Source organism: Hydrogenophaga sp. (assembly GCF_051007235.1).
Taxonomy (GTDB): Bacteria; Pseudomonadota; Gammaproteobacteria; order Burkholderiales; family Burkholderiaceae_C; genus Hydrogenophaga.
In genome coordinates, this window is sequence record NZ_JBPCSJ010000027.1 from 1 (window position 1) to 2308 (window position 2308).

At 67.8% G+C, this 2308-nt stretch carries 4 protein-coding genes; all 4 read left to right on the forward strand.

All coding sequences use genetic code 11. The annotated features are described in order from the left end of the window. Positions 1-312 (forward strand): GTP cyclohydrolase I (gene folE / locus ACR2JA_RS00945; RefSeq protein ID WP_434007266.1); only part of this gene is annotated, 312 nt, incomplete at its 5' end. Between the two features lie 12 nt (positions 313-324). Next, positions 325-753 carry a BLUF domain-containing protein gene (locus tag ACR2JA_RS00950; RefSeq protein ID WP_434007267.1) on the forward strand — a complete coding sequence of 143 codons (429 nt, stop codon included), beginning with the start codon at positions 325-327 and terminating at the stop codon, positions 751-753. 98 nt (positions 754-851) lie between these two features. Then, a complete protein-coding gene (locus ACR2JA_RS00955) occupies positions 852-1682 on the forward strand; it encodes a DUF429 domain-containing protein (protein WP_434007268.1) in 831 nt (276 codons plus the stop codon). A gap of 92 nt (positions 1683-1774) precedes the next feature. Continuing rightward, the coding region (locus ACR2JA_RS00960; protein ID WP_434007270.1) for a GNAT family N-acetyltransferase at positions 1775-2308 on the forward strand (534 nt) is incomplete at its 3' end.

Below are 2308 nucleotides of genomic sequence, written 5' to 3' on the forward strand. Positions count from 1 at the left end.
ATCTGGATCGGCGTCATGCCCAACGAGCACACCAACGTGATCGGCCTGTCCAAGTACGCGCGCCTGGCCGAATGGATCATGGGCCGCCCGCAGATCCAGGAAGAGGCCGTGGTGCAACTGGCCGACCTGATCCAGGAAAAGACGCAGCCCGACGGTCTGGCCATTGTCATGGAGGCCAGCCACTACTGCATGTCGTGGCGCGGTGTCAAGGACATGGACAGCAAGATGATCAACTCGGTCATGCGCGGCGTGTTCCTCAAGGATTCCAACCTGCGCCGCGAATTCCTCTCGCTCATTCCCCGCAACTCCTGATCGCCCCACACCATGCTGGTACGCCTGCTTTATGTCAGCCGCGCGGTGGACAAGGACTGCTCCAAGTCCGCCATCGATTCCATCCTGGAAGCCTCGCGCTCCCACAACCTGAACAACGGCATCACCGGCGTGCTGTGCTACGGCGGCGGGGTGTTCCTGCAGGCCATCGAAGGCGGGCGTGATGCCGTCAACCGGCTCTACAACCACATCGCAGCCGACGCACGCCATTCCGACGTGGTCCTGCTGCACTACGAAGAAATCTCCGAGCGTCGCTTCGGTGGCTGGACCATGGGCCAGGTCAACTTGTCCAAACTCAACACGTCCATCGTGCTCAAGTATTCGGAGAAGCCCGAGTTCGATCCCTACAGCGTCTCGGGCAAGGTCTCGCTGGCGCTGCTGGAAGAACTGATGGCCACGGCCAGCATCATCGGTCGTGCCTAGGGCATGACGCCCCCACGCTCCGCCGCTGCGCGGGTCGCTGCCCCCCGTGGGGGCTGTTTCGCCTTGGGGCGGCCCTGCGGCGAAACGGCTAACGAGCCTTGACTTCCCTGCTGGGCTGCGACTTCAGCAGCGCACCCTCCCGTCGCAAACCCATCACCCTGGCCATCGGTCGTACTGACCGGGGGCGGGTGGTGCTCGAACGCCTCGAAATCTTCGAAACCCTGGACGCCTGGGCCGTTCGCCTGGGCCAGCCCGGCCCCTGGGTAGGCGGGTTCGATCTGCCCTTTGGCCTGCCGCGCGAGCTGGTTCAAACCTTGGGTTGGCCCACCGACTGGGCGGCCTGCATGGCGCACTACGCCAGCCTCAGCCGTGAGCAGATCCGCGACGCCTTCGCCGCCTTCTGTGACGCCCGGCCGGTGGGCGGCAAGTTCGCCCACCGGGCGACCGATGGCCCGGCGGGCTCCAGCCCCAGCATGAAATGGGTGAACCCGCCGGTGGCGTTCATGCTGCACGCCGGTGTGCCGCGGCTGCGGGCCGCCGGCGTCAGTTTCCCGGGGCTGGCCGCCGGTGATCCGGACCGTGTGGCGCTCGAGGCCTACCCCGGCCTGTTGGCGCGCAGCGTGCTGGGCAGCACCAGCTACAAAAGCGACGACAAAGCCAAGCAGACGCCCGAGCGGCTGATCGCCCGCAAGACCCTGCTCGATGCGCTGGAAGCCGGGCAGGCCCCTTTGCTGCACAGTGCTGGCTTGCGACTGAAGCTCAGCCACGCGCAGCGCGACGACCTGGCCGCCGACCCCTCTGGCGACCGGCTGGACGCGGTACTCTGTCTGCTGCAGGCGGCCTGGGCGCAGCACCAGCACGCGCAAGGGCATGCCCGCTATGGTTTGCCAGAAGCCGACCCGCTGGAAGGCTGGATCGTCAGCGCCTGACCGCGCTGGGCGGTGGCCCATGCAAACGTTCGCAGGGCTTGCGGCGACCCGCCCGCTGCCTTTAAGCTGCGACGACTTGCCGGAGGGGCCGAATGCAGACTGTGCAGTCCGATGTTCACGTGCGCACCGAAGCGCCAGCCGATGTGGCGGCCATCCGGGTCGTCATTGAGGACGCGTTCCGCGAGCACCCGCACAGCCGCCAGACCGAAGCCCAGGTGGTGGATGCCCTGCGCCGTGCCGGTGGCCTGAGCCTGTCGCTGGTGGCCCACCGGGCCGGGCAGGTGGTGGGACACGCCGCTTTTGCGCCCATCGGCATCACGGGCGATGCCCCTGGCTGGCACAGCCTGGGTCCCCTGTCGGTCGCTACCGCAGCGCAAGGTGCGGGCGTTGGCACGGCCCTGGTCTGGCATGGGCTGCGGACCATGCGGCAGCTGGGTGCGGCCGGCTGTGTGGTGCTGGGCGAGCCGGCGTACTACGGTCGCGTTGGTTTTCGCGCCACGCCGGCGCTACGGCTCGAAGGGGCGCCGCCGGGCTGCTTTCTGGTGCGGCCGTTCGAGCGCCTGATCCCCATGGGCACGGTGCGCTATCACCCGGCGTTCGACCTGGTCGAGCCCAGCGACTGGACC

Coding starts and splice junctions, on each gene's coding strand:
- ACR2JA_RS00950 (WP_434007267.1), top strand. CDS start 325: ATGCTGGTACGCCTGCTTTATGTCAGCCGCGCGGTGGACAAGGACTGC.